This is a genomic window from Ruegeria sp. YS9, from assembly GCF_024628725.1.
GTDB lineage: Bacteria > Pseudomonadota > Alphaproteobacteria > Rhodobacterales > Rhodobacteraceae > Ruegeria > Ruegeria atlantica_C.
Genome location: NZ_CP102410.1, coordinates 134,971 through 158,552, shown reverse-complemented (window position 1 = coordinate 158,552; position 23,582 = coordinate 134,971). Strand labels below are relative to the sequence as shown.

The 23,582-nt window shown below is 53.9% G+C and carries 17 protein-coding genes; 1 reads left to right on the top strand and 16 read right to left on the bottom strand.

Going from position 1 to position 23,582, the window contains the following annotated elements:
• Positions 1–94 precede the first annotated feature (94 nt).
• Positions 95–1,165, top strand: a complete 1,071-nt coding sequence (locus tag NOR97_RS17105) for a DUF2793 domain-containing protein (protein WP_257601261.1) — start codon at positions 95–97, stop codon at positions 1,163–1,165.
• A gap of 257 nt (positions 1,166–1,422) precedes the next feature.
• Here the strand turns inward: NOR97_RS17105 and NOR97_RS17100 are convergent, their stop codons facing one another.
• From NOR97_RS17100 to NOR97_RS17025, 16 genes are all read right to left on the bottom strand, one after another.
• Entirely contained in the window at positions 1,423–2,169 is a 747-nt protein-coding gene (locus tag NOR97_RS17100; protein ID WP_257601260.1) for an outer membrane protein, read from the bottom strand.
• A gap of 17 nt (positions 2,170–2,186) precedes the next feature.
• The gene (locus NOR97_RS17095; protein ID WP_257601258.1) at positions 2,187–2,843 is read right to left on the bottom strand and encodes an HlyD family secretion protein; all 657 of its coding nucleotides are present in this window, start codon (positions 2,841–2,843) and stop codon (positions 2,187–2,189) included.
• Positions 2,844–3,007: 164 nt separating this feature from the next.
• Positions 3,008–4,359, bottom strand: a protein-coding gene (locus NOR97_RS17090; RefSeq protein ID WP_257601257.1) for an IS3 family transposase whose coding sequence is annotated in 2 segments (ribosomal slippage) — positions 3,008–4,023 and positions 4,023–4,359 — 1,353 coding nt in all. Because the reading frame shifts where the segments join, the coding sequence is not laid out codon by codon here.
• Positions 4,360–4,403: 44 nt separating this feature from the next.
• Positions 4,404–4,589: a hypothetical protein gene (locus NOR97_RS17085; protein ID WP_170347595.1), complete on the bottom strand. Its 186-nt coding sequence runs from the start codon at positions 4,587–4,589 to the stop codon at positions 4,404–4,406.
• An 889-nt stretch (positions 4,590–5,478) separates the two neighbouring features.
• Entirely contained in the window at positions 5,479–6,900 is a 1,422-nt protein-coding gene (locus NOR97_RS17080; protein WP_257601256.1) for an AarF/ABC1/UbiB kinase family protein, read from the bottom strand.
• The gene (locus tag NOR97_RS17075) at positions 6,818–8,218 is read right to left on the bottom strand and encodes a hypothetical protein (protein WP_257601254.1); all 1,401 of its coding nucleotides are present in this window, start codon (positions 8,216–8,218) and stop codon (positions 6,818–6,820) included. The genes NOR97_RS17080 and NOR97_RS17075 overlap by 83 nt, the downstream gene beginning before the upstream one ends.
• 91 nt (positions 8,219–8,309) lie before the next feature.
• Complete coding sequence (locus NOR97_RS17070; RefSeq protein ID WP_170335393.1) at positions 8,310–8,780, bottom strand: thioesterase family protein; 471 nt, start codon at positions 8,778–8,780, stop codon at positions 8,310–8,312.
• Complete coding sequence (locus NOR97_RS17065) at positions 8,773–14,361, bottom strand: type I polyketide synthase (RefSeq protein WP_257601252.1); 5,589 nt, start codon at positions 14,359–14,361, stop codon at positions 8,773–8,775. Before NOR97_RS17065 ends, NOR97_RS17070 begins: the two co-directional genes overlap by 8 nt.
• A gap of 34 nt (positions 14,362–14,395) precedes the next feature.
• Positions 14,396–15,361 (bottom strand): RnfABCDGE type electron transport complex subunit D, encoded by a 966-nt coding sequence (locus NOR97_RS17060; protein WP_170335397.1) that lies wholly within the window; start codon positions 15,359–15,361, stop codon positions 14,396–14,398.
• A complete protein-coding gene (locus NOR97_RS17055) occupies positions 15,361–17,217 on the bottom strand; it encodes a CRTAC1 family protein (protein ID WP_257601250.1) in 1,857 nt (618 codons plus the stop codon). Before NOR97_RS17055 ends, NOR97_RS17060 begins: the two co-directional genes overlap by 1 nt.
• Before the next feature lie 3 nt (positions 17,218–17,220).
• Positions 17,221–18,225 carry a DUF1702 family protein gene (locus tag NOR97_RS17050; RefSeq protein WP_170335400.1) on the bottom strand — a complete coding sequence of 335 codons (1,005 nt, stop codon included), beginning with the start codon at positions 18,223–18,225 and terminating at the stop codon, positions 17,221–17,223.
• Positions 18,212–18,424 carry a hypothetical protein gene (locus NOR97_RS17045; RefSeq protein WP_170335402.1) on the bottom strand — a complete coding sequence of 71 codons (213 nt, stop codon included), beginning with the start codon at positions 18,422–18,424 and terminating at the stop codon, positions 18,212–18,214. Before NOR97_RS17045 ends, NOR97_RS17050 begins: the two co-directional genes overlap by 14 nt.
• Positions 18,425–18,735: 311 nt before the next feature.
• A protein-coding gene (locus tag NOR97_RS17040) for an IS5 family transposase (protein ID WP_257599340.1) occupies positions 18,736–19,493 on the bottom strand; the annotation gives its coding sequence in 2 pieces (ribosomal slippage) (positions 18,736–19,169 and positions 19,169–19,493; 759 coding nt in all).
• Positions 19,494–19,582: 89 nt separating this feature from the next.
• A complete protein-coding gene (locus tag NOR97_RS17035; RefSeq protein WP_170335404.1) occupies positions 19,583–20,359 on the bottom strand; it encodes a BTAD domain-containing protein in 777 nt (258 codons plus the stop codon).
• Positions 20,360–21,596: 1,237 nt separating this feature from the next.
• On the bottom strand, positions 21,597–22,142 hold the full coding sequence (locus NOR97_RS17030) for an RNA 2'-phosphotransferase (protein ID WP_257601248.1): 546 nt from the start codon (positions 22,140–22,142) through the stop codon (positions 21,597–21,599).
• Between the two features lie 10 nt (positions 22,143–22,152).
• Complete coding sequence (locus tag NOR97_RS17025; protein WP_257601246.1) at positions 22,153–23,520, bottom strand: hypothetical protein; 1,368 nt, start codon at positions 23,518–23,520, stop codon at positions 22,153–22,155.
• Between the last annotated feature and the right edge of the window lie 62 nt (positions 23,521–23,582).

The window sequence follows — 23,582 nt, the reverse complement described above, 5'->3', positions numbered from 1 at the left end:
CCTGGGCGGTCGGCCCGGTCAGACAGGATTGACGCGCTTTGCGGCAGGGTAGCGCGCAACCGAAGCTTCGGACCGACGCCACAGGAGGACCCCCGTGTCACAAACATCCCCCCGATTGAACCTGCCTTTGCTGCAACCGGCACAGGCGCAAAAACACGTTACCCACAACGAAGCCCTGAGACGGCTCGATCTGGTCGTGCAACTCTCGGTACGGTCAACAGATTCCGGGACACCTCCTGTTGTTCCCGCGCAAGGCGAAGTTCATGCTCTTGGAGCCAACCCGACCGGGGACTGGGCAGGACATGCTGGTGAACTTGCCGTCTGGCTGGACAACGCCTGGCATTTCGTTACCCCCGACATTGGCTGGCGCGCCTGGGATGAAGCGGCCGGAGATCTGAAATTCTGGACAGGAACAGCCTGGGCCCCCCTGCCTGTCAGCACTCAGAACTTGGACGGAGTCGGGGTTGCGACCAATTCAGACAGTACGAACCGTCTGTCCGTTCGCAGCCCGGCGACCTTGCTGAGCCACGAAGGCGGCGGGCATCAGCTGAAGATCAACAAAGCCAGCGCCGGTGATACCGCGTCGCTGTTGTTCCAATCGAACTGGACGGGTCACGCCGAAATGGGACTGTCTGGCACTACCGGGTTTTCCATCAAAGTGTCTCCCGACGGCGGCAACTGGACAGAAGTGATGACCTTTGATCCTGTTGCCGGAACCGTGTCGGGGACAGCTGTTCAGGCCGACGCCAGCGATACCACTTCGGGCCGACTGATGCGCGCCGACTATGGATACGGCCCCGGAAACCTTCTTGGAACAGTGACGGAAAACGCTGGTGTTCCGACCGGCGCTGTCATTGAGCGCGGCAGCAACGCCAACGGAGATTATGTTCGGTTTGCCGACGGTACTCAGATCTGTACCGCCACGCTTGCACCCGTGGCATGCACGACTGCTGAGGGTGCTCTTTTCAAAAGCGGCCCGATAATCTGGGATTTTCCGGCTGACTTTTCGACGCCCCCGAACCTGAACGGCACTGGAGGCGTTGCAACCCGGTTTACCGGGTTTGATACGCCTTCGTCGTCGCAATCGACATTCATCGTCTTCTCGGCGATCTCGGATTCGGCAGCCCTGGCGCCATCCGTCACAGCCATTGGCCGCTGGTTCTGACAGGCAGGGCCGCCTGGATACCGGATCAGGCGGCCATTCCGACCGCAGATCGGTTGCGACCCGTTCCGCGCTATCCCCGCGTTACCGGGTACGCAGCCCTTCATCACGCCGGAAAAGCAGGATGGTTGCTGGAACGCCCGCCCACGGAACGCAGCAAACAACGCAAAAAGGCAGGTACACACACCATACTTGCGCGATCTGCCCGTCTGACGTCTCGTTCCATGTCGAAACCGAAAACAATTTTCGTTTACAATCAATCAGAATCGGTAGGTCGCCCCGATCAACGGCCCGGACTGATGGAACTCGAAATCATTGCCGCCGATCTCATGGTCGAAGGCGATATAGCGATATCCGCCACGGATCACCCATCTGTCGTTGATGGCATAATCTGCCGTCAACAGAACCTGCCACGTTTCGCTGCCGTTGCGGAAGCCGCCATAGTCGATGAACCCGGTTCCCGTCCATTTTTCAGAGAATACGAAACGTGCTCTTGCGCCAATGACCGGATCGACCCAATCGTCGTCAACTGTAGTCGTACGCCCCGGTGCCGAGCTGGGCGTCAGCGTGAAATTTGTTTCGGTGCTGAACCATCTGAAACCGCCGGCAATGTCCAGTTGAACAGCGGGGTCCTCATAGACCCGATAGGCCACGTACCCGCTGAGGAACTGAGTGGTGAATGATGTGTTGAGAGTGGATCCAGACGGACCGGAACCACTGTTGCTGAAGGATAGATTTGTATAATTGTAGTCAGCCAGCAGGCTCCAACGACCATTGGATGCCGCAAACGCGCCCATGAATGCGAAATCCAAGTTGCTCAGAGCGTCAGAAAAACTCAACGTGCCGTCCAATGTCCCCGACGGCGTTTCGATAGACGTTTCCGTTTCAGGCATGAAAAGATAAATCGTCGCTTCATGGGACCAATCGCTTTGCTGCGCGGAAGCGGTTGTTCCAGTCGCCATAACCAAGGCTAAACCGATCCCTTTAATCACATATTCTATATTCATTTCGTCCCTCCAGTATTTCAAATGTAATTCAGCTTTTTGGTGATCCAGAACAGGATTTCCGCCAACACACCGATTGCGCCCGCCTTGTCCGTGATCACCAGCGCAGAGCCAGAAGTCCCGAATGGGAAATCTTCGACATTGATCTGGTCCGGAACTTCGATCAGCACCGGATAACTGGACACGCCGGCCAAATCGCGCAGTGATGGAAGGCCCTCCCGCGAGTCAACAACGCCCTCTGCCGTTCCCACGGGCAGCGATACGACTGTCCCAGAAATCTCGCTGCCCGGCAAGGTTCGCAGAGCAAGGCGTATCTTGCTGCCGACGGCAACATTCATACGGCTTGATTGCGGTAGACTTGCGATCAGATGGCGGTCATCGGGGACAACAAAAGAGATCGCCCCCTGTGCAATGGACACTCGATTTCCGGGACGTAGAGAAACGGCTGTGACAAAGCCGTCCTCGGGCGCGCGCACGACTGTTTGCGCCAGGTGCCAAAGCGCCTGCGCCAAAGCCTGTTCGGCTTCGACCACGCCGGCATCAACACCATCGATCTTCGCTGCTGTCCGTCGCTCCAGACCAGCCTTGCGGGCCTCGGCCGCGCGCAGACTTGCGGATAGTTGATCGATGGCAGATACGGCTTCCTGCAACTGGAAGGTTGTCGGTTTTTCCGGCAAAAAGACTAAGTTCGAAACCCGTATTTGGAGAGTAGGATCCGACCCCTCCCGAGTAGAACCCAAGTTCTTCCACTAGGGTCAGGAATTCATTGTCCGTCGTCAGAGTTTTTCGGAGAGCTGAGGCTGTATCGTAACGAAGGCTCTGGTTCGATTTCTTTTTGAGTTTATGCGGCAGCGGCTTGGTGCTGCAACCGGCGTTTTCTGATTGTCTGTTTCTTGATTTCCTCTCGCATTTTCAGGATCTTTGCGCCTCGACCGAGATAGACGTCGGCGGGGGTCAGGTTGTCCAAGCTTTCGTGATAACGGTGGTTGTTATAGTGATCGACAAACGCGCCGATTTGGCGTTCCAGATCGCCGGGCAGGAAGTGGTTTTCCAGGAGAACCCTGTTCTTCATGGTCTGATGCCACCTTTCGATCTTGCCCTGGGTTTGGGGGTGATGCGGGGCACCACGAACGTGATCCATGCCCTTACCCTCAAGATAGTCGGCGAGATCGGCCGCCACATAGGACGAGCCGTTGTCGCTGAGCAGCCGTGGCTTGTGCACGACCATGGCCTGATTGCACCCTGATGCGTCCAGTGCCAGGTCCAGCGTGTCGGTGACATCCTTGGTCTTCATCGTGGTGCAAAGCTTCCAAGCGATGATGTATCGGCTGAAATCGTCAAGGACGGTGCTGAGATGGAACCAGCCCCAGCCAATAACCTTGAGATAGGTGAAGTCCGTCTGCCAGAGCTCGTTCGGTCTGGTTGTCTTGTCCCGGAACTCATCGGCCGCGCAGATCACAACATGGGCCGGTGCCGTGATAAGATCCTCGGCGCTGAGAATGCGATAGACTGATGATTCTGAGACAAAGTAGCGCTTCTCATCGGTGTATTTGACCGCCAGTTCCCGGGGTGTCAGGTCCTCGTGCTCCAGGGCAAAGTCGACAACATCGTTGCGGACCTGGTCCGGGATACGGTTCCACACCGACCTTGGCCGGGGAGACCTGTCAGCGAGCGCATCGATGCCACCGTCGCTCCAGCGGGCATACCAGTCGTAGTAGGTACTGCTGGGAATACCGAGCATCTTCAGTGTTTGCCGTATCGGCAGATGCGAGGCCTCGACCGTGCGAATAATCTCAAGCTTCTCAGAGGCTGGGTATCTCATTCTTCGAACTCCCCATCCCCGATCATGCTTTTTTTGAGCAGACGGTTTTCCAGCGTCAGTTCCGCGACCACTTCCTTCAGGGCCGCAGATTCCGACCGCAGTTCTTTGACTTCAGGGGATGTCGCTTGTCGCGCCGTGTCACCCGCCAAGCGGTTCTTCCCAGCTTCGAAAAATTCCTTTGACCAGGAATAATACAGGCTCTCGGCGATCCCCTCGCGGCGGCACAGCGCAGCGATACTCTCTTCGCCCCGCAGCCCCGCCAGGACGATCCTGATCTTCTCTTCGGCCGAGTAGGGCTTGCGCGTCTTGCGCTTGATACCTCTGACCAGCTTGTCAGCGGCATCCTTCGATGTTCCGGGTATCTTGTTCATCTTCGCTCCATAATGGCTTCGATGAACCAGAAATCCTCCGTTGCTCAAACCCCTAAATTTGTCCGGTGGGCGCTGACGTCACACAGATCGACCGAATGCTCATCGTCTCCGATGAATTCTCTGGCCAGCCGCGTTTTGCGCAATTTCTTCAAGTATTCAGTGAACCGATGCGTAAGAGCACCTTTTTCAAAATTGGAATCAGTGGCGAGTAGGAGTTTGATGGTCTTCATAGCAGTTCCCTCATCTATCCAGTGAGAAAAACCGACCGACAACGTGCGAAGAAGAGTAGAATTGAGAAGCAGCCAACGGTCTGCCCTAACAGGGGCAGATCAGAGAAACCGTATGAGAAAGATATGCTGCGATGTCGTCATAGGATGAAACAGCCCTATTACCGGACGCACGTCAATACCTTCGTACTATTGATACTGACTGAGAAAGCGTCTGTTAAGAAAATGAGACGCTTTCCCGCCCCTATTATAACAAGGGGATTTTGATACTTGGGCGACAAAGACCTTGTCTTTGGGCGAAAAAAAAGTTGATTTGGGTCTCAATTGCTTGGTGCTTCAACAAGTGTGGCGCTCCATCTGACATTACCTATCCGCACTTGAAAAACCCTTTTATTTCAGAGCACTCATATCACAGCGGCACGGTAAACTGACCAAAAATTTCGTAATGAACTACCTTCTCTTTATGGAGCGACCGATTGCCTCGTCGCACCCCTTAAAATGCAAGTCCCCACTCCGTTGCTCTTGAGACCGAACCGACAATCTGAATAGAAGCGCCTTATCAATAATCCGGCGAGCCGCCGTTCGACGAAACATTCCTAAAAGCCAGCTGCGCGGGACTCTCCGGACCTTGAGGATTTCGCACGCTGCTGACGCAGGAATGCCGTGCATGCGCAGCATCGTGTACGCGGCGCCGCAGCAGATTCCCTTAACCGGCCGTTCAGCCGCTCAACTTTCGTCGGAAGCCAAACTGACCATTCGCCGCATGGCGAGCCAACAGGCAAGGCGCGGACATTGCTGCCATAAAGCATTTGTCGGTTTTGGGGCGACCACCGCTGCGGAATCTGTCTTATGTTATGCCTCCATCAAGAAGACAGCGATGTTTAGGAACAGTTCAAGCCCGGATAGCCCGGATAATCGACACTGCAAGAAAGTCCTTAGATATCTCCTGGAAGTCTAAATCCGGAACTCTATGACGAACCAAACCTTCAAACATTGCAAGCGCCCAAATGCACGACACAAAATTGGTTCCAGAGTTGAGACCGAACTTCTTTTGCAAAGCAAAGACGTCGAGAACAACTCTTGCAACTGAAAATTCTCCCGCCAACTTTTTGCTATGCCGCTTGACAAACCCCCTAATTTCCTCATGGAAATGAACTCTATCGAGGCCTTCGGTTGAAACGACGCTGGATCGCAAAATACTGTCTGCGATGCGATCAGTTTCACCAAAGGCTAGACCAAGGAAAAAATCCGTGAAAAGCTCGCGCTCCTTTGGAGTCAGTTCGGACATTAGGCCAGCATCCAATAGATAGGTCTTACAGCTGGGCGTTATGAGAATGTTTCCGGGATGAAAATCACAGTGAACCAAGCCCGTTTCAAAGATCATGGCATAGATTGATCTAAGGAGCCTATCCGCCGCATCTCGATAACAGGAAAGCCCAATGTCATTGTGATTGATGGGTCGAGCAAACTGCACAAATTCCATAACTAGGACAGATTTCGAGACAAGGTCACTCCAAACCCTAGGGATTTCGATGTTTCGGGTCACTCGATGATCATTTGCAAGTGCAGCCAACCTCTTATGTTCAATTCTCAGGTCCACCTGATCTAAGATCGATCGGAACACGAAACTCGTACATTCAGCAACAGGCACTGTCTTAAAGTAAGGGTGAAAGGAAACTAGCTTCATGAAAAACGAAGCAACTGTTAGATCACATCGTATGTTTTCTTCCGCGTGTCTTTTTATCACTTTGACCGCAAGCATTCTCCCATCAGATCCCTTGGCTGAAAAGACCGTCGCAACGCTTCCCGCCCCGACCGGAACATGAGAAATCTCTTGAAAGACGGACTCGTACTTAGTCACGCCAAGGGAGTCGATAATTGTTTGCTCTGCCTTGCGGAATGACTCTGGACGAACTTGGTCGCAAAGCCGCTTGAATGGAGATAGGAATTCCTGTGGGAAGATATCTTCCCTGTACGATATCGATTGTCCGATCTTGATGAATGTTGGACCAAGAAAGTCACAGGTACGAGATATTACGAGCCCACTAAGCTCGTGATAACGCGTTTTGCCTGCGAACAACTTTGCAAGTACTTGAATAATCGCCACCGCAAACACGGCAGCCAACAAGAAGGAGAGAACCCATGCCGCACGAATGGCTACCCTAAGGCAGCCATACGATTTTCTTATGGCTTGCTTCATGCTACGCAATGGGGCGTTCTCTAACTCAGCTTCAGTAGTTTTTTTTGGGATTGTAGTCCTCGAAAATTCCGCCATTGCTTCGAAGTTCCAAAGCATCAGGCGCAAGTGGGACATTTCTCCAATACCTCGAGAAATTCATCCCTTCCTCAAACTCTTCTTTCGTAATTTCCATCATCCCAGTACATGAGCCTGCTGAAAACTCGAGGTACCGGTCTGCTACTAGGCCCGCCTGCGGTTTTTCAAAGGCAACCTTCACATCTCGCGGTGGGATCTCCTCGGCTCCAACTGCGATCGCTATCCCTGCCTGATCTTCCACGAACTTTTGATCATTGACGAAAATATCGTAGTTGATGGCATAAGTGATTCTGGCTGGAAAGTCTGCTGAATCGAAAGGTTCGCCGGGCAATGGCGCTCTGTCTGCGGTCCCAAGACTGCGAGAGGGACTAGCAAATTGTATCTCTCCACGTATCTTCCCGGCGTCGGACTCTTTCAACAGCTCGGTTGCACGTTCTTGCAGAGTTCCTTTTTCGGTAAACGCAGGATTTATTGGAACCCGTATGTCTAAGCTCTGCTTTGAACGTGAAAAGCTGGAGATCACCGAGTTCCCTCTCAGTTGTGTGACCATCGAACCCAGACCCCGCCCTAACAGCCGAGAGCGCGTTCTACTCAGGCTACGGCCATGTGCCTCGATCTCATCTTGTGATTCGAATTCAGAGAACGCGACTAGGTATCTTGCTCGATCTTCGGGGTTCTTAAGATCAAACTCTCCTGAATCGCCTGGTATGTTGGGATGCTTCTTGTGAAACAGAATGAAGAGGGTTCCTTCTGAGCCGCCCGGAAGAAGGTTTGAAAGCCCCTCCTTCGACAAGGACTCAGCTGACACAATTTCCCAATAAATCTTATTGTGGGGATTGCTATACTTCTGCGCACGCTCGCCTGATGAGGGGTCGCTATGCCACACGCGCAGATGGTGGCTATTGAGGTCGCGTAGTTCAATATCCGAATCGTCACCAAAGAGTGCTCTGGCTTCCTGAGGTGAGTCTGGGTCAACTTTCAATCTATTGTTCGGGCTAACCCTAAACGTCATTGCAGCTGGTACATAATCAGACAGGCCAGTTTCCTTGTCTGTCACAAGTCGACCGCGAGGGTCTCCATAGAAGAGCTGGTTGAGCATCGGGCTTTTGCCATAGAGATCCCAGTCCCGAATAGTGAATTGAAACTCTCGCGTGCCCAGATTGTTCACATAGGGCGGGTAAACCTCTAGGCGCATGAAGGCGCGAAGCTTGATCTCATCAGACATCCATTCTTCGTTAGGCGAGCGGCGAGCTCGCAATGGAATTGTTATGGTTGATCCCTCAAACTCAACGTAACTTTCATAGTCATTTAGCGCCCTAAACGTACGATAGGGTCCTGAAATAATTGGTTTAGTCATTGTCTCCTCCTACTTTGGCAAGACTTCCTCTGAATTCTCGAAAAGTGCTTTCGTCTGAAGCATTCGCTCAAACTTCGGTTTCTGACGGATCTCATGCGAATTCGTTCAAAGCTTGTTGGAGCTCGCTTGGCGGACTACAGGGCATGAGTCTTCTTGGCGCAACAAGGCGCATGCAGCCGACCTCTTGAAATCCTTGTGCAAATCTCTCTCCAGAACGAGGGTCGTCGCCGGAGCGTACATAGGCAAAATCCAAACCGATGCGGTGCTGATTGAGATGTGCAAGGCTCATTTGCAGCGCGATGTCGTCAAATGCCACGAGCTCGTCGAAGTAGTTGCAGTTCACACTCAGCGTAACAAGCCGCAAATCGTCTGAAAGTTCATCAAGAGTGCCAGGTGCATGGGCCTTGAGAAACATCTCGCGGCACTTACCTTGCCAACTAAGGTGACGAGTAAAATAGACATTACCCATTACGTTTGTTTCCTCGAAACTTATGCAGTGATGCCAAATGAACTGACGCTTCTTTGTGGGTGCCTTCTGTTCCGGAAAAGAGCGATCAAGCATAATTTGCCTCCTTGTTGATCTTGGGGCTCATACTCTTGCTAGCGAGCCTCGCGATCCCGATCCGCCCGTCAATCCAGGCACAGTCTCCTAGCCAAGCGACAACGTTGGCGCTCGCATTGGTCATGACTTCATCCCGCGTTCTTCCGAGCTTCACAGCCAATTCCAGCCGCAACCAATCGTCCAAAGTGACCCCGCTTGCTAGCGCTTGGGAAAAAGGTTCGAGATCGCAGGCAATCCGTGATCCAGACCAGACAGCGAGCGTCGACCCGGAAATATGTGAGATGGAGATATGACCTCCCCCGGCACGCAGTTTCGGAGCACCGTTCGCGCCATGAATAATCTCTGTAGGTAAGTTCATCTTGTTGAGTGCTTTGTTGCGGCGAGCCGCGCGCGAAAGGCGTGGGTCATTGACCAAGGCCACACGCAGGTCCTCAAGCTGTAGCGCTTCTCGCGCGTCCCGCTCTACCGCTGCCATCGCGAGATCGTTGGACAGACCACTCGCGGATGAGGATCTCAATGGACCGACCCGTCGGAAACGTGCGTTGCGAATATGTGCGAGAAGGCGATCCGAAGCATCGTAAAGCATACTGTCGAAACAGTATTCGCCTCGACCAGACCAGTTCTCTATGGCCTTCAGCAGATGCGCCTTGCGCAAATCACCGTGGACATGAGCCTCCCCGATGGAGACTGGCAACACACACCACTGCGGCACGGCCAGTTGCAGCAGGTGTAGTGCCGCGTCCGCCATTTCGATGTGCCAAAAGGCGGTCTCATCTGGCTCCAGCGGCCCGAAGCTCGAGGATGCCTGAGGTGACAGTTCGACCTCCAACATCCGGCTTCCAATCAGTCTTGCGCGCTTGCCTATCGTATAGCGACCCTCGTGGAAGAAAAGATCTCCACCATATAGATGATCCAATTTGAATCTGTCCGAACTTGAGGGAATTGATGCAAGGCTTGGTCTTTGTGCATCAGTCGCAGGTTCGCCCGTGCAGAAGAAGCGCGCCGTTGCGAAAGGTTCCTGAAAACCATCATCGCTGCCGAAAATTGCCGTCTCGCAAACTCGACCTGCTTGACGAAGGGCTGCGATCCTCACAGAGCTACCATGATCGAGAAGTTGTAACGGCCGATGGAAAACAACATCGGATACCTGGGTTGGACGATCTCCGGTTAACGCTTGAGCGGCTTGGCCCATTGCCTCTATTCCGGCAGTACCGGGCATCACCATGGTCCCATCTATCCTATGCCCATCCAGATAAAGGTCCCGGCCCGGAAACAAACTCGTTTCATAGACCACTTCCACGCCTGGAAAATCGATCAAGGAACGCTCCAGAAAACGACTTGGCTGGGACTTGGTTTGACCCGTGCAAAGCGACGTGTCGAAGCCAAACCGGCTGGTGATGCAGATCGTTCCTGTCGTCCCCCGCGCAAGATGTTGTTCAAAGCTGTTCAATGCGTCGTCGTAATTGAGGGCATCGACACCTTGGTTTGAAAGCTGATCGATCACACCCAAGCGTTCGCCCATACCACCGCCACTCCAGACGGTCCATTCGATGCTTAGGACAGCGCAATCATGGTTAGCCTGCGCAAATGCCTCAGCCGTGGTTGTCTGCATTGCGTTGGCGAGTGCATAGTGAGCCTCACCCTGTAAACCGATGCGACCGATGATCGAGCCAAAAGTGATGACCCGCGAAAGGTCCGCGCCAAAGACAGACAAGGTATTTTCCAGACCCACCCATTTCGGCGCTATTGTCAGTTCTAAAGTTTCGTCGGTGAGCGTTTCAAAGCGCGCTGGCTGGTTCACCGCAGGTGCAAAAAGCAGATCGGTGGGCGCTTTTCCTCTTTTTGAGAGTAGGCGAGAAATCTTCTCGACCGCGCTCAGATCGGTAATGTCGGCTCGCAAATAACATGTGGCGATTCCGCGCTCCTCACAAAGCGAAAGCGCCTTTTTGACATCTGCATCGGTTCTTGAACTACGGCCGACAAATACGATTTCGGTTGTCGACTTAGCCATAGCCATCGCGCAGTCAAGACCAATACCTTTGGCACAACCGACCGCCAGCAGCGTCGTTCCATCAGGGCGCTTCATCGATGGCAGATCTTTGGCCGGGCCGAAGTGCGGTTCACTTAAGCCTCCCCCAGGCTCAAGACGATAGTGTCGAAAGCCATGCTTTTCTTGCCTGCATAGCTGATCAATACAATCTTGCCTGTCGATCTGACCGTTTGCGTCGATCAGTGTGATCCCGTCAAAGAGCTCTTCTTTCCAGACCGAACGGATAAAGCCTCCAAGATTCGACCTATCTTCGATAACGACAAGATCTCGTTTACCTTTTGCAACGCGGGCTTGAATGGCGCTCAAGAGATCTTTGGCCGCGTCTGGTGTGAAAGGCCGGGGCACACGCAAGATTTCCTTGGCAGGGAAATCTCCAAGGTTGACGGATAGGCTCGGGGCGCTGAGGCGCCATGTCATTGCGTAGTCAGAGATCCACTTACGCACACCTCCGATCCGAGTTCGCGACGGATCAATGCCATTCTTAGAGACCTGTGACAGATAGTTGATCAGTTCATCTGCACAACTGTCTGAAAAATCAACCGGGCTACCAGCAACGGGAAGTGCAAGCTGCCGCATGGCAGCACCAACCGCACGCGCCACCGAAAGCGAGTTCATATTCATCTGGCTCTGAAATCGTGCGGTGAGATCAATCTTGTTAGGGGCGTAGCCGGTTTCCTCGGCAAAGGCGCACCGCACGGCGGCTTCGATATCTGCCTGTTCACCTGCCGGGGTGCCCGGTTGTTGGAGCCTCTGCCCAATGACTGCCTTATCATCCTCTCTTGGCTTTTTTGGGGGTGAATACTTTGAGGCAACATGGCTTTCGCGGGCTCTAAGACCGCAGGGATTGGTTAAATGCGATTGCTGCTCAATTGCATCGAAAGGGCGAATATCGCGCCCGGCGAAAAGCCGGCTCATGTTGATATCCGAACCTGCGACATGGACTGCCGCGCAAACCCGATGCAGGCTTGCAAAACTGTCGCTGCCATAGTCCAGAGCCACACAGGGAATGTTGCTGAGCGCCGCAAGCCGTGTCATGCCTTCCCCAGGACCAACTTCGATCAACAGGTCAATATTCCGCGCCATTTCAGAAAGCGCGGAATGAAACCGAACCGGGGCCGTCAGCTGCTCGCGCAAGAGAGTATGTGCGTCAAGCGTCTTTGATTCGTCTCGAGCTGAAACGGAGGAATAAAAGCGCAGCTTGTCGGGCGTCCGGAATACTACGCCTGCAAGTACTGCACCGAAACGAGCCTGAGCGAAGGCCATGTCGGGCGTATGAAAGGCGTGGGAAACCTTGAGCCGTTGCGTTCTAGTACCTATGGTAGTCGCGCGAGCGGAGACCGCGTCAAGAGCATCGGGTGAGCCACCAACAACCGTTTCTTGAACTCCATTTTCGCATGCAATTTTGGCGCTGGTCCCATCAATCAGAGCTGCGGTTGTGGCAGTGTCTGCTGCGACAGTCATCATCGCGCCACCCGGGACGGCTTCGTTCTGCATCACCTTTCCCCGCCGAAAGCTCAGACGCATTGCCTCCTCCTTGCTCAGCGCGCCACATGCCGACAGCGCTGCTAACTCCCCAAGTGAATGACCAAGTGCTGCTTTGGCTCGAATACCCATTGCTTCGAGCACCGCGAGACCAGACAGATTGGAAAGAGTAATGAGGGGCTGTGCGACATCGGTACGCAGGTCAGGCGCAAGCTTACAAACATCAGATTTTTTTTGCAGAGACGCTGCCTCCGGAAAGGCGCGTGACCATGAGCCTTTCGCAGCCAAAACGGGCGCTGCCTGACCAGGAAACAAGAGGCCAATTCTGGCGGGTGTTGTCGCCGTTCCCAGGTTGGCCACCAGCCAGTTGGGACGAAGCGCCTCCGGCGCTCCATCTTCGATCCATCGCCGTGCCAGCGCCGCTTTAGCAGCAAGCTCAGTGCCCGTTGACCCGGCAAACCCTAGCCGGAAAGATCCGGCGCTCGCTGGTTGGGAGTAATGACAACATGCGTCACCGAGCCGTGCCATCGTGATTGTCGCAACGCTTGCTTCGATATCTTTCAGAGATGCCACGAGCGCTTCGCGAGAAGGGTACGAAAGCAACAAAAGCTCTGCTTCAGCGTCAATAGCTGGAGCAATAGGTGCAGTATTTGAGCGGCGTGTCTTGCGATCTTCAACTGGGGCAACCAGCACATGGGTATTGATACCTCCAAAGCCAAAACTCGATACGCCGATGATGTTCGCATCGCGAGATGAAAGCAGTAGTGGATCGAGCGCGGGCGAGACTTTCTCTTCGGCCTCTTCAAAGGCAGCTGACGGTGAAACGCAACCTACATGAGCGGGCACCACGCCACGCTGCAAGCTCATGATCGCTTTCGTTAGGCCAGCAAACCCGGCGGCCGCCTTGGTATGCCCAATGTTGGACTTAACCGACCCAATCTGCAAAGCGGTCTTTCGATCAGACGCAATGCGAGAAAGGGCCTGGATTTCAGTTGGGTCCCCAACCGCAGTTCCAGTGCCATGCGCCTCAACATAGCAGAGGTCCAGAGGACGTATGTTGCTGGCAGCCAGAGCGCGTGAGCAGGCCAAATATTGGCCGTCCGCATATGGACGGGTCAGTCCGCCCGCACCGTCCGTTGACATTCCCCAGCCCAGAACACGAGCGATCTCTGGCAGCCTGTCGCCACGATCGGCACTCAACACCATCATGGCCCCGCCTTCGCCCGGCCAAAAACCGGCGGCGCGACGATCAAACACGCGCATGCGCTGCTCTGCGAGCGCGCCGTTTCGCGAAAAACCGACCAACTCAAAGGGGTCAAGGGAGAGATCAACGCCCCCAACGATGACATGTTTTGACCGCCCGCTCTTAAGAAGCGAAACCGCATGGGCTAGCGCGACAAGCGAAGAAGCGCAAGCGCCATCCACAGAGTACGCACCGCCCCGTAAGTCGAAGTAGTTCGCAATACGTCCCGCAATCGTATTGGCCAATCCCCCGGCTAACATGTCTTCGTTTGGATCGGGAAACGCCTCCCTTACAAGATCTGCAAATCGTTGGCGGGCCTCAATTGCTTCGCTCTCTCCGAAAACGCCATCGAGGGCCTGGGCCAACATCTCGTCTAAGAAAGGCAGACGTAGCCGGGTCAATGCGGCGCGCGAGAACTCACCGGTCAAGGTATTGGCGACAACGACCGCAGTTTGATCTCGATCGAGCATATCTATCCCACCGATCTCGCATAAAGCCCGCTGTGCCAGATCAAGTGCGAGCCAATGCGTCAGGTCAGTGTTCTCGAAGGTTGCTTTGGGGACGTGAAAGCGCTCGGTTTCGAACTTCCAGTCCCGGATCAGGGCAACTTGAACATCAGTAATGCTGTCTGCCGCACCCACTCGGTCCGGATGGTAGGCCCCAAGATCGAGACGATCGGCGGGCATGGCACTAAACTCGCGGCGGCGCCCCATCAGGTTATCATGAAATTGCTGAGGGGAATGCGCACCAGGAAATTCGCAAGCCAATGCGTTAACGAACACACCCGTATTCTGCATCGGCTTCATCGCGCCGCTCCATCATTCTGTACACGCGTGTGCATTATTCACCCGGCTCAACGAATTGTCCGGCCAAAAGGCGTCGCCGGGCCGCTAGGAGAGGATTGCCCATTGCAACCCACATCCCCCTAAGCGCGGTCACAAGCGTGAGCGAATAAAACATCCCAAATACGATGTGTAGCTCCATGAAAAGGCCATAGAGCAGAGCAACACTTGCGCCAAAAACCCATTGACTCCGAGGATTTGAAGGCGTCGTCGCAGGGTCGGTGATCATGTAAAATGTAAACAAAATAAAGGCGAAGCCAGTCATCGGCACCAAGCCTGCGACAATGCTCGTATCGTTCCAGTAGGCCCGGACAACCGCTTGAAGTGTAAATGCCCCGACCCATACCAACAATAGAGGCATTCGACCCGTCAGCTTAAGGTTCAACAGGCTTCCGGTCCCGATGATCAGTAGCGGCAGCAGGATATCGACAATCCCAGATGTAGCCTCGGTAAACTGGTATGGTGGCGCAATTCCCACCGTTGGGAAAAGCAGAAGAGCGACCGTAATGCCAAAATTTGAAGGGTTGAGAAAATGTCGTTTTCTAGAGTCTATCGCGACTTGAAACAAACGCTTTGAAGCGATCGCAAGTGCACCAGCAAAGGCGATCACCCACAGCTGTTCAAGCGGCATCAGCAGCATCCCTATTGCAAGGCCAGTCACATGGGCTGACAAGAGAAATTGTACAAACACCTTTGCGCTACCGATGAATTTGGGGCGCCTGCCTTCTTCTCGGGCTGAAATGATCTCCAGAAACAGTTCCGTACCATATGTGGCAAGCAACGCGACAAAGGGGGTTGCCCAGGATTGCTCAAAACCAAGGAACAGATGGCCGAGTACATTGAGTGTGGTAATCGCAATCGCAAAGCGGGATAAACCTGCGATGCGCCGATCCTGCCAAGACAACCCAGCATCTACCTTCGAAGGCTTTGGAAAATCTACACTATCGATTGATGTAACCGACATCAGTTGTCCTCCGATGTACTTGAATGCCGTAAGGTCCTGGCTATCCGCGGCGAGAGTATGATCTCAAGGCGCCCTGGCTCGATTGCGACCCGGCGCTTGTGTTGACCATCAGCGTTGGTCCACTCCAATTCGGCGAATATCTCAGCTCCTTGAGGCCAACCTCCAAGGCCAAAGTGCAACTCCGGTGCATTCTTGCCAGAGTGTCCGTCACCAGCAATTATTGCGTCTCGCAAGACCAGCGGATGATCCGAACTGCTAAGCGTAGCCGAAACCCCAATCGCGGGTCGTGTGGACCCGTTTTCATTCTCAAAGCGAAGATCGAGCACAACGCCCTGGGCAGCATATTGCCCTGTATTTTTCAACAGAATCGAAGGCATCCATTGGCGAGCGATCAAAGCATCCTGGTCGCCATCGCCATCGACATCTGCTAAGGCAATCCCACGGGATACGGTCGAGGTCGCAAAGCCCAGTTCGTGTCCGATATCGCTAAATTCTCCGTCCTCGTTGGCCACGAAGAACGCATCCGCTTTGTCACCAGAGAGGTCATCACCCTTTGCAAAACGCGGCCAGACAAACGCAAACCGGAGCAGCTCATCATTTCCCATGGCGACTTCGTGCAACTCGGGCCACCGATCTATCTCGCCCCTCAAAAACCCTGTCGCCTGCAAGAGCTCGGGCTGACCGTCATTGTTGAAATCCGCAATGCGCGCGTCCCATGACCATGCGCTACGCGCCACTCCTAAAGTGCCACTTGCTTCGACAAAAGGTGCCCTGCCTTGGAGGAATTCGCCGCTGTCTCCAGTGCCAAGGAACAGCAGGTGGCTCTCCATCAGGGCATAGTCCTCGGCAATGTTGCTGATGAAGAGATCAAGATTGCCATCGCCATCGAGGTCGCCGAAATCGACACCCATGCCCTTGAAACTGTCCCGACCCAGGACACGGGACCGTGGTGTTGTGAAACCGCGATGGCCGGTGACCGCGACAAACCTGAGTTGGTTGTCTTGAGAACGGTTGTGCAACAGATAGTCCGGACCAAAGTCATTGGAAAAGTAGAGCTCGGGCAAACCGTCCCCATCAAGGTCTGTGGCACCTAGACCAAGCGTCCAGCCATCTTTCATCGCCTCGTCCAAAGCAGAACTGGCATCGGTAAACTGAATTCCATCAATGCCTTGTGAAGCAACAAACAAGCGGTTCCGGCCAGCGTTTTGGGCGCGGCTCATGGAATGCTGCATTGTGACCGAGCCCGTCTGGCCAAGGATATGTTGGCCGTCAGGGAAATAATTCCCAAAAACCAGATCAAGCCGCCCGTCTCCATTGAGGTCTGCTACACTGGCCGCATTGGTATTCCAAATCTCCTCGGTTGGGACCAAATCGCGAGCCGAGAATCTCTCAGAAGAAAGATGAAGCGAAGGGGTACGGCCCCAATAGTAGACAACAATGTCCTGGCGCCCGTCTTCATCCGCATCAAACGGCAAACATCCCATTGGGGCCGTATGCTCGCCGGGTTCTTCGAACCCAGGCAATTCAAACGCCGCAAACCTTTGGCCCGTTGTGGGGACCGGCCCCACGGTCACCGTGTCGAACCGCGGATCTACCAAGCAGTAATCATTGTTAAGTCCATCCTGGTCATAGTCGAAGGCTGCAACGGCAGCACCCACAGAAGAAATCCATCCTTCTATATGTTGTAGGTCAGGATGCACAGGCCGGGACAACGCGGGCGTCGTGCCTATGGCCGGTAGTTCATGTCTCTCAAAGCCAAATCCGGCTATGTTCGGAAATTTGCTGGAGCGCTCAAACGTTGCGGCCCCGTAAAGCACGCTTGGGATAATAAATGCCGCGACTTTCACCAAAGACATCGATCAGACCTCGAACTGGGACGTATTGATTAGGTTTAAAAAGCGGAGTCGCGTCCGGTTGCGCCAAACCTCGTAGGCTTCAAGGGAATCCTGGAAACTTGAAGGACCATCAGATGGTCGATCGTTTTCGATGGCGGGGACGATCTCTCGATACGGTGCTCCCAAAAGCTGAGAAGACAAAACTTGTAGTTCGGGCCGCACTGCGCCAGCTGCATCAAGAGCTGTTATGGCAAAGGATACACCTTGCATAAATGCCGCTTGGTGAGCAGGGAAACTGTCGCAAACATTCTTGAAATCTTGCATCCGCGACGGGCCAGCATACGACATTGCCAGCCCTAAGCCGGACAGAAGATTTGCCTGCCTGCTAGGATGTGCGCGTTCTACACTTGAAAGAGTCGTTTCGAGATCAGCAAGCGAAACAAACCAAAGAGCCCTCCCCACGCCTTGATCATATGCTCCGCCCGCGAGTCCTTGGCATTTCACAGTTAGCCCGTGAAGCGCCCTTTCTGGCTTGAAAAATGTATTGTGGAAACCACGGCCATCCAACGTCAGAGTATAGAGTTCGGGCGGCAGGGTTTGGAACAACCTGCGACTGATCCACGGCATTCGGGCCAGTGCCCAACCTGAGCCAACCTGAATTAGGTATTGATATTTACTGTGATACCGCGTGTGCAGTGCGCTGAGCAGGCCCGCCTGCAGTACCATACCGTCGCGAACCGCCGCGCCCATCGCCGCCCCTTCTACCAGAAACCCACGAAGGGAAACGGAGATCTGATCATGGATATCATCGAGCCGAGAGATCGGTGCGGCCCCGAACATCACGTTGTAACCACGCACGAATGTCGTCGCGATAGCTTGGAGATGATCTGCGTCATGAGACTGAAACTTTCCCACTTTCAGCCTGCCAAGATGTGCAGCGCGAGGGCCCAATTGCAGGAAGGGTTTAAGTGGCGACGCGCCCCAATCCGCAGATTTGGCCTGTTCGATGGCAATACTACTTGGGACCACGATGAGCCTCCTTGCCCAGCAAGCTTCGCAGGTGAGACGTCATTTTTTCGATGAGTTGCGACATCCCGATATAGAAACATTTGTGCGACCCATTCAGGGAAGAAATTGAACCCCTCAACGCCTTGTCATCATCCTCACCGTTCTCGAACCACGCATGAATAACGATCTCGGCGCGTTCAGGTCGCTTTTTTGTCGACATCGCTCTCTCCGGAAATACATGTATGTCCAGAGTACTGTTCGAGCACAGCTATTCCCGAGCATCAGCCGTACAGATTGCCTTCTCGAAGAAGAATTTTCACTGACATCTGCCCGGCATATCACCGACTTCTGCCTGGCATATCACCGACTTCTGCCTGGCACTTCGATTGAGATTGCCTCATTTGCGCTTCCTTTCAGAAATGCCGATGTTTTAGAAGTGCGCTAGAAAACATCCAAAAGAACCGGATCGAGCCGGGCTTTGAAAACCAATTCAAAAGATCTGAGCGGGAAGAGATGATCTAGGGTCAGGATTCATAACCAGTAGATGACGAGCGCGGCCAGAGCGATGGCAGAGAGGAAGACCTTTGGGCAACGGTCGTAGCGGGTTGCCACGCGCCGCCAATCCTTCAGCCTGCCGAACATGATCTCGATCCGGTTTCGGCGTTTGTATCGACGCTTATCGTATCTGACGGCTTTCTTGCGCTGCTTTCGTCCAGGGATGCAGGCGCGTATCCCTTTGTCTTGCAACGCTTCCCGGAACCAATCGGCATCGTAACCGCGATCCCCGAGCAGCCAGTCGACCTTTGGCAGGCTGCTGAGCAACGCCCGCGCACCGATGTAGTCGCTGACCTGACCGGCGGTGACGAACAGGTTGAGTGGGCGGCCTTGGCTATCGCAGATGGCGTGCAGTTTGGTGTTCATGCCGCCTTTGGTTCGACCGATCAGGCGCCCACGCCCCCCTTTTTCGCGGCCAGACTGGTCGCTGTTCGATGGGCCTTGAGGTAGGTCGCGTCGATCATCACGGTCTTCTGTTCGCCGTGTTCGGCGGCCAGACCCGCCATCATCCGCGCAAAGATGCCTTTCTCGCTCCAGCGCTTCCAGCGGCTGTAGAGCGTCTTGTGCGGACCATAGGCGGCAGGAGCGTCACGCCAGCGCAAACCATTGCGATTGATGAAGATAATCCCACTCAGGACGCGCTTGTCATCGACACGTGGCTTGCCGTGCGACTTCGGGAAAAAAGGGGTAAGCTTGGCCATCTGCTCATCGCTCAGCCAGTAAAGGTCGCTCATATCACCGCTCCGTATTTGGGGCCGTGAATCACGTCATGCGCGGGAAATCAATGCGTCCTGACCCTAGATCGGAACCAATACAGGATAACTTAGTCCAGTTCCCTTTCTACCAACTGATCAAGGTATGGCCGGCTTGGTTGTGTGCATAGATCATCAAACAACTCTCGTGTTCTCTTGTCAGGTTGGGCATCGCAAGCCGTTATGACAAAAGCCTCGAGATTTGCGTAGTGCTGGCGCATCCTGGCATTTTCGCCGCTTATCGCCATTAAGATCATTACTCGACGATGAACTGTCTCGCGCAAAGGATCATGCGAAAGCACATAACGACAGGTATCAAGGGCTGTTTGATAGTTTCTTTGGTCAATGAAATGATCTATCGCCATCAAGGCCGTGCGGACAAACATGCTTTGCAGGCGCTCTCGTTCAATTACCGCCCAATGTCCCTGTAGCCCCGGTAGGAATTTTCCACGATAGAGGCTGCCAAGACAACACTCCAGAGATCCAAGATCGAAAATGCCCTTCTGAACTTGACTATAGATCCGTTCCAGATTGGCGGTATCGACAAACTTGGAGTCTTCGTAGAACACTCCTAGACTCCACTTGTCGGACTTAATGTGGATGTCAGGGTTCTTCATCTGTCTCAAGGCGGCTCGAACGCGGGACGTCATGGAACTAATCGCCGCCTTTGCATCCACAAAGCTATTTGAGGACCAAAAACGTTCCGCTAGATCAGCTCTGTCAAACAACTGATTGGGATTCTGAAAAAGAAATCCGGCGCATTCGCGTCCGGCTTCGCCAATGCCTGCACATCTAGCCGCGGCGCCAGAACCCATAGAAAAAGAGCCTAAAAATCTGATCTGTGACATGCCATTATCCAAAAAAAGAATGCCAAATTTGCAGCTTAGAAAAGTTACCACCGAAAGCGTCGCAGAATGCGTGAGGTTTCAATCCCCGATTGATATCAGAGCATACAAAGCGATTCTAAGCAATTTTGATCACTTGATCTACCGATGGGCATGGTGTCCAAGTCGCCTACGACTCTGTCGGCGCGGATACCCTCGTTGGTTCGATTGAGACGCTCAATTTCTGCGGTCATCTGGTCCTTCTTGGCCAAGCTTTGGGTAAGTTCGCCTCTGGCCAATTGCACGCCCCAGGCCGACACCAATCCCATTGCCTGAGGCCGCCAAAGCCCACGACATCTTGGAAAGCATGACTGGCGGCGGTTCGCTCGTATCGGTCCCCAGAGCGAAAAAGCAGGCATTTGGACAGCTACGGTAAAAGTCAGGTTTGTTAAGACCTTGATCCTTACTCTACTGACTCTCGACGCGGAGTGTTTCAACGGCAGCTTTTCCAGTTGCATTGCGGCATAGTTTTCTTCGCTCAGGCAGCAATTATCGTGCTGCGAGCGCATGCAGCACAAAAACTGAATTAACAGGTTGAGCTCCTGCCCGTCATTCGCCGCATTTTTCCCAAACGGCGGCTTTTGATGGCCAGATTTCTTTCTGCGCTTGCTTCTAATGGAAGAGCGAAATCCACACTACCATGATGCCGCCAGCGCGCATTGTTGACCAAAAAATACGGTGCATCACCTTTTTTGCGATAGCTTAACGTCGCTTTAGCCACCAATGACACGCCCTACTCCTTCTACGTCCGCGCTATCTGCACCGGTCTTCCCACATCCGCAGAAAACAAGCCCCCGCTTCTCGCCTTTCGGCACATCGACGCAGAGTTTGTGCCAACTAACCACGACCTCCGAACAATGAGGGCAAGTTGCTTTGAATGGAGACGAAGGAAGTGGATGACGGCGGTGTCGTGATGCAAGGAGTGCCTTTGCAAACTCATACTCTTCCTGATCCATTGCGGCCCAATCATCATCGGTCGCCGCGACCTCGTAAAGCAAAATGACACTATATGAGTCGAGGGTGCGATCAGGTGTCGTACGAGCAGATATTTTTTCGAGCACGGGCCATTCTGAAAGGGTGTATACTTTGTCGGATTGCATTTTGTATTGGCTCCAAACTTGAATTGATAAGGGCTTTGGCACGCTAGCGCTTGGCCTGTTTGCCTGCGAATAAAACGCAAACCAATGGGCCATGTGATCTGTTATGGCTCCGCGACCCTACCGAAACCCAAATAGGTCGCGGGCACTTTGTCCGTGAGCCAGACACCATTGTCGGCGCGAAAAAACTCAAATCCATCCTTAAACATACGTTGCGCTTCGACACGTAGAACAACCGGCTTTCCGTGTCGTTGCCCGACGCGTTCAGCTGTGTCAGGGTCCAGTGAAAGATGAACTTGCTTACGGCGTCCAGGATTCAACCCCTCGGAAAATATCGCGTCCAAATTTGCGCTGGCCGTGCCGTGATACAATTCATCCGGTGGGCGCTGGGGTTCCAGGCCCAGATCCACATCAATTGAGTGTCCTTGGGCTGCCCTAATGCGCTGACCATCATCTGACAGGGTGAAGCGTTTCTTATCGTTGCTCTCGACAAGCTGAGTGAGCTCGTCGCGGCTTAGCTTGCGATTGGCTTTCTTCAGCTTCCGTAGCAAATCGTCAACACGAACCCACCCGTTCTTATCAAGCTGAAGACCGATCTCTTCAGGTTTATGCCGAAGCACCAGGCTCAGAAATTTGCTTTCTCTACTCATCTCAACACCTTCACAACTCAGGCCAGGCAATTTCATCATGCGAGAGCGGGAGGCGATTGGCCAGCTCTTCTACTCCGGAGGTCACATCGCTCCGTCTGAATATGCGTCCACCACACTCTTCCGGCATTCGGATACACGGAACCCGCTCCTGTATGAGCTGGTCGCCGACTTTCCGGGTACTGTCCCCAAGAAATTCGGCATAGTGTTTTCCGGGAATAAAGCGCTCCAGAAACCGGTCTACAGAGCTATACGGCACCACCTGTACCGACTTGCGGGACACCGGATGACGTGCCCGAACCAGTTTCAAGTGACCTTTGCTCACCAGATATCGGACCGCAGATGCATTGATCCCAAAGAACTCCGCAAGCGTCGATCGCAGGTATCCGTCCGGTCTGATCAAACGCAATGCCTCAGCGACCTCTGCCGGGTCCAGAAGCACCGATAGATAGCCATCTTGTTCAGCATCCCTGACCACAGTCTTCAGATCGCCATTCTGGATCAGTCGCACCACATCGACTGCACCAGCAACGGCTTTGCGACAGACGGACTGAATACCGACTAGCCCATCCGCTTTTGCCGCCGATGTGCGTGGCACAATACTGGCAAGGAACGCATCGAGTTGCCCTTCATCGTAGTATGGTCTCCCGACAGGGGAGCCTGCGATGGGTCTGATGATCCCACCTGCAACCAGAGCACCAAACTGCGCCCTCGGCGCATTGATCTTTTTCTGAGCCGCAACCTGACAGATCGCTCCCGCAAAGTTTTTGACCAGTGGCGCCAATGCCTGTGCGTCGAGCACAACACCTTTCGCAGAGCTACCTATCTCACCCTCCGGCTTCAGAAACCCGTTTGCACCAAGCAGTTCCACTGTCTGACGGCGGCCGAGCCCCAGCTCACGTCGTAAGGTTTCAACACTATGAACGCGACGGGTTGTACAGGTTTTCCCAAGCACCAGATCGCCTTCGCCGATGGGATAGGTCTCGGTGAAGAATTTCCTGACCGTATCCCGCAAGGGCTCGTATTGCTCCGCATGGGATTGTTCTAGCCAGTTGAACAGGCAGCCGTAGTTTCTGCGCGAAAGTGATATGGGGGAACCGGCCTCACGATGTAGTCGCCTCAGCAGGCGAAACAGCCCTTCCTCGCCTTCGGACAGGAGCTCAAAACCCCTCGCACCTGCACGACGCTTCTCATTATCGGATAAGTGCTTCAGCTTTGCATCGACGCCAAACAGATCGACAATTCCGAAGATCTCGGCGCCAAGCGCAACCGCACCGAACCCGATATTGTCGAGCCATGTGCCCTGTTGTTCACCCGCCAACCGGCGGGTGAGATAGTCTTCCAGACCTGTTGGGACCTGCCATGCACCCAGCTCTCTCACCTGATCCGCCCCCAGATTGAGATCTCGGATACGCCCGGAAAAATCATGGGGCCCTCGGCTAT

What these genes read in the sequence shown, in the direction of transcription:
- NOR97_RS17100 (WP_257601260.1), bottom strand. Translation starts at nt 2,169, where the DNA reads ATGAATATAGAATATGTGATTAAAGGGATCGGTTTAGCCTTGGTTATG.
- NOR97_RS17085 (WP_170347595.1), bottom strand. Translation starts at nt 4,589, where the DNA reads ATGAAGACCATCAAACTCCTACTCGCCACTGATTCCAATTTTGAAAAA.
- NOR97_RS17080 (WP_257601256.1), bottom strand. Translation starts at nt 6,900, where the DNA reads ATGTCCCACTTGCGCCTGATGCTTTGGAACTTCGAAGCAATGGCGGAA.
- NOR97_RS17075 (WP_257601254.1), bottom strand. Translation starts at nt 8,218, where the DNA reads ATGACTAAACCAATTATTTCAGGACCCTATCGTACGTTTAGGGCGCTA.
- NOR97_RS17070 (WP_170335393.1), bottom strand. Translation starts at nt 8,780, where the DNA reads ATGCTTGATCGCTCTTTTCCGGAACAGAAGGCACCCACAAAGAAGCGT.
- NOR97_RS17065 (WP_257601252.1), bottom strand. Translation starts at nt 14,361, where the DNA reads ATGAAGCCGATGCAGAATACGGGTGTGTTCGTTAACGCATTGGCTTGC.
- NOR97_RS17060 (WP_170335397.1), bottom strand. Translation starts at nt 15,361, where the DNA reads ATGTCGGTTACATCAATCGATAGTGTAGATTTTCCAAAGCCTTCGAAG.
- NOR97_RS17055 (WP_257601250.1), bottom strand. Translation starts at nt 17,217, where the DNA reads ATGTCTTTGGTGAAAGTCGCGGCATTTATTATCCCAAGCGTGCTTTAC.
- NOR97_RS17045 (WP_170335402.1), bottom strand. Translation starts at nt 18,424, where the DNA reads ATGTCGACAAAAAAGCGACCTGAACGCGCCGAGATCGTTATTCATGCG.
- NOR97_RS17035 (WP_170335404.1), bottom strand. Translation starts at nt 20,359, where the DNA reads ATGTCACAGATCAGATTTTTAGGCTCTTTTTCTATGGGTTCTGGCGCC.
- NOR97_RS17030 (WP_257601248.1), bottom strand. Translation starts at nt 22,142, where the DNA reads ATGAGTAGAGAAAGCAAATTTCTGAGCCTGGTGCTTCGGCATAAACCT.